Source organism: Methylobacterium sp. 190mf (genome assembly GCF_900107945.1).
Taxonomy (GTDB): Bacteria; Pseudomonadota; Alphaproteobacteria; order Rhizobiales; family Beijerinckiaceae; genus Methylobacterium.
On the sequence record NZ_FNVI01000068.1, the window covers coordinates 1 to 4,409 of the forward strand.

1 protein-coding gene is annotated in these 4,409 nt (G+C 78.4%); it reads left to right on the top strand.

Features of this window, described 5'->3' with window-relative positions:
• Positions 1-4,409, top strand: a 4,409-nt coding sequence (locus C4T42_RS31185; RefSeq protein ID WP_146074108.1) for a non-ribosomal peptide synthetase, incomplete at both ends; no start/stop codon positions are given.

Consider the following 4,409-nt stretch of genomic DNA (forward strand, 5'->3'; position numbering starts at 1 on the left):
GCCGGGCGGCTGCTCGCCCGCGCCCGGGCCGCGCACCTCACCCTCAACACCTGCGTCCAGGCCGCCTGGGCCCGGCTCGTGGCCGCCCGCACCGGGCAGACGCGCGTCGCCTTCGGCACGACCGTGGCCGGGCGCCCGGCCGACCTGCCCGGGGCCGAGACCGTGCTCGGGCTGTTCATCAACACCCTGCCGGTGGTCGTGGACCTCGACCCGGCCCGGCCGCTCGGCGCGTGGCTGGCGGGCGTGCAGGAGGCCGGTCTCGGCCTGCGCGAGCACGGCCACCTGCCCCTGGCCGCCATCCAGCGCCTCGCCGGCCCCGCGGGCACGGGCACGGGCACAGGGACGGGCGGCCTGTTCGACAGCCTGGTGGTGTTCGAGAACTACCCCGTCGACGCCGCCCTCGCCGCCGTGCGCCACGGACGGGACGGCGACGGAAACGGGGACGGCGACGCTGCCGACCCGCACGCCTTGCGCCTCGGCCCGGCCATCGTCGCCGAGACCACGCACTACCCCGTCACCCTGGTGGTCCACCCGGAGACCGGCCCCGACGGGACGCGGCTGGCCCTGCGCCTGAGCTACGCCGCCGACCGCCTCGCGCCCGCGGATGCCGAGGCGCTGCTCGCCGCCTTCGTGGCCCAGCTCGCCGCCCTGGCCGAGGCCGACCCGGCAACCCCGCTCGGGGCGCTGCCGCCGCCGCTGCCCGACAGCGACCGGGCGATGATCGGGTCGGCGAACGCGACCGCCCGGGCCTACCCGGACGGCGCCGGCGACGTCCTCGCCGCCTTCGCAGACCACCGCGCGCACGACCCGGACGCGATCGCGGTGACCGACGGGCAGGGCGCGCTCACCCGCCGCGCCCTCGACAGCGCGGCCTCCGCGCTGGCCCGTCGCCTCGCCCGCGCCGGGGCCGGTCCCGACACTCTGGTCGGCGTCGGGCTGGAGCGGTCCTGCGCGCTGCTCGTCGCCTGGCTCGCCGTTCTCAAGACGGGGGCCGCGATCCTGCCCCTCAACCCCGAGCTGCCGCGCCCGCGCCTCGTCGCGACCGCCCGAGAGGCGGCCCTGCGCCTCCTCGTCACCGAGTCCGGCCCGGCCGCGCGGATGCCCGGGCCGGCGGAGCTTCCGGACCTGCAGATCCTCACCCCGGATCTGGCAGAGGCGGCGGACGATCCCGCCCTGCCGGCCGCGGCGCCGCACCCGGACGCCCTGGCCTACCTCATCTACACGTCCGGCTCGACCGGCACGCCCAAGGGCTGCGCCAACACCCGCGCCGCCATCGCCAACCGCCTCGCCTGGATGCGGGCCCATTTCGCGGTCGGCCCCGCCGACGTGATCCTGCACAAGACCCCGGTCTCCTTCGACGTCGCCGTCTGGGAGATCCTCCTGCCCCTCGTCAGCGGCGCACGCCTCGTCATGGCGCCGCCGCAGGCCCACCGCTATCCGGACGCGCTGGCCGCCCTGATCCGGCGGGACGCGGTGACGATCGTGCACTTCGTGCCCGCCCTGCTGGAGGCGTTCCTGGCGTCCGGCCGGCTCGCCGCCTGCTCGAGCCTGTCCCGCATCGTGTGCAGCGGCGAGGCGCTCGCCCCCGACCTCGCGGCCGCCGTCCGCGCCCAGAGCCGGGCCGACCTGGCCAATCTCTACGGGCCGACGGAGGCGGCCATCGACGTCAGCGCCTGGACCTGCGGGCCCGAGCGGGACGCCCCGCGGGTGCCGATCGGGCACCCGATCGCCAACACGCAGCTCCACGTCCTCGACGACGCGCTGCACCCGGTGCCGGTGGGGGTGGTGGGCGAGCTCTACATCGGCGGCACCGGCCTCGCCCGCGGCTATCTCGCACGCCCCGGCCTGACCGCCGAGCGCTTCGTGCCCGACCCGTTCGGAAGGCCCGGCGCGCGCCTCTACCGCACCGGAGACCGCGCCGCCCGCCGCCCCGACGGCGCCCTCGACTACCGCGGACGCGCCGACGAGCAGGTCAAGATCCGCGGCCAGCGCGTCGAGCCCGGCGAGGTCGCCGCCGCCCTGCGCGCGCAGCCCGGCATCGCCCAGGCCGCCGTCCTCGCCCGCCGCAAACCCGACGGCCCCGCGCGGCTCGTGGCCTACGCGGTGCCGGCGCCGGGCGCGCACCCCGACCCGCAGGAGCTGCGCCGCGCCCTGGCCCGCGACCTGCCCGACGCCCTGGTGCCGGCCGCGATCGTCCTGCTCGACGCCCTGCCGCTCTCGACGAGCGGCAAGCTCGACGCCCGCGCCCTGCCCGAGCCCGACGCGGACGTGCCCGCCCGAGACGCCGACCCGCCGCGCACGGCGACCGAGCGGCGCCTCGCCGATCTCTGGGCCGCGGTGCTCGGCCTGCCCGGGCCCGACGCCGTCGCCCGCTCCGACACCTTCTTCGAGCGCGGCGGCGATTCCATCCTCGCCCTCCAGCTCGTCACCCGCGCCCGTCAGGCCGGCCTGACGCTCACCCCCCGCGACGTGTTCACCCACCAGAGCCTCGCCGCCCTCGCCGCGCACGCCGAGCGCCAGGGCGCACGCCCGGCGCTCCCCGCGCGCGACGCGGCGACCGATCCGGGCCTCGAGGCCGGCCCGGTGCCGCTGACCCCGATCCAGAGCTGGTTCCTGGCCGCGCCGATGCCGCGGCGCGCGCACTGGAACATGGCCGTGCTGCTCGTCCCGCGGGCGCGCCTCGCGGCGGACCGCGTCGCGGAGGCGCTCGCCGCGCTGTCCACCGCCCATCCGGCCCTGCGGCTGCGCTTCGCGCAGGCGGCCGACGGCGGCTGGCGGCAGACCTGCACCGCCGCCGACGCCGTCGCGGCCGCCGAGTCGCTGTGGCGCCGCGAGGCCCGGGACGCGGCCGCCCTGGCGGCGCTGGCCGAGGCCGCGCAGACGAGCCTCGACCTCGCCCGCGGACCGGTGCTGCGCGCCGTCCTGGTCGATCCGGCCCCGGACGGCGGGCAGCGCCTCCTCCTCGTGGCCCACCACCTCGTGGTCGACGCCGTCTCTTGGCGCATCCTGGTGGCGGATCTCGCCCTGGTCCTCGCGGGGCGGACCCTGCCGGCGCCCGCGACCTCCTTCCCCGCCTGGGCCCGGCACCTCGACACCCTGGCCCGGGATCCGGCCGAGGCCGACCGCCGCCGCGCCTGGGCCGAGGCCTGGGCGGCGCAGCTCGCGCCTCCCGCATGGGGCCTCGAACCTGCGCGGCCCGACGCCCCCAACGTCGAATCCGCCCAGACCGAGATCGCCGACAGCCTCGACGCCGACACCACCGACGCCTTCCTGCGCCGGGCCGGCCGGCCCTACCGCACGCGCCCCGACGAACTCCTGCTCGCGGCGCTCGCGGTGGCGGTGTCGCGCCGCTGCGGCGGGCGAGCCGTGCGCGTCGTGCTCGAGGGCCACGGTCGCGATGCCGACGCCCTGGCGGACAGCTTGGCGGACAGCTTGGCGGACGCGGCCGGCGAGGCGGCGCGCCACGACCTGAGCCGGACGGTGGGCTGGTTCACCACGCTGGTGCCGCTGCGGCTCGACCCCCTCGGCGGCGAGCCGGACCTGCCGCCGGACGACGCCGCCCGCGGCCTCGCCCTCGGTCCACTCCTCGGCCGCGCTCTCTGCCGGGTGAAGGAAGCCCGCCGCGCCCTGCCCCAGCCCGATCTCAGCCACGACCTCCTGCGCCACGGCCCCGTCGCGGACCTGCGCCACCGCATCGCCGCGGCACCCGAGCCCGGCATCCTCCTCAACTACCTCGGCCAGATCGACGCCGACCGCGCCGACCCCGACGCGCCCTTCGCCCTCGCCCCCGAGAGCGCGGGGCCCATGCGCGACCCCAACAGCCCCGCGGGCGCCGAGCTCACCCTCACCGCCCTCGTGCGCGACGGCCGCCTCCACCTCGCCTGGCGCTTCAGCCCCGACCGCCACGACGCCGCCGCCATCGCCGCCATCGCCCGCGACACCCGGCACACCCTCCAGGCCCTCGTCGACCACTGCGCCGACCCGGGCACCCCGCGCCGGCCCACCCCCGCCGACCTGCCCCTCGCCCGCCTCGACCAACCCGGCCTCGACACACTCCTGGCCGACGCCCGCGCGGCCGGTACCCTCCACCCCGACAGCCTCGCCGACCTCTACCCGCTCACCCCCCTGCAGGAGGGCCTGCTCTTCCACGCCCGCCTCGCCCCCGGGGACGCGGCCTACCGCAACCAAGTCCGCCTCGACCTCGAACCCCTCGATCCCGACCGCTTCGCCCGCGCCGTCCGCGCCACCCTCGAGCGCCACGACGTCCTGCGCACCGCCATCCTCGACCCCGCCGACGGCCCGCCCCTCCAGGCCGTCCTCGACCCCGTGCCCCTGCCCCTCGCACGCCTCGACTGGACCGGGGAGCCGTCGAGCCAGGATGCGCCGCACGAGGACGCCCCGGACGAGGA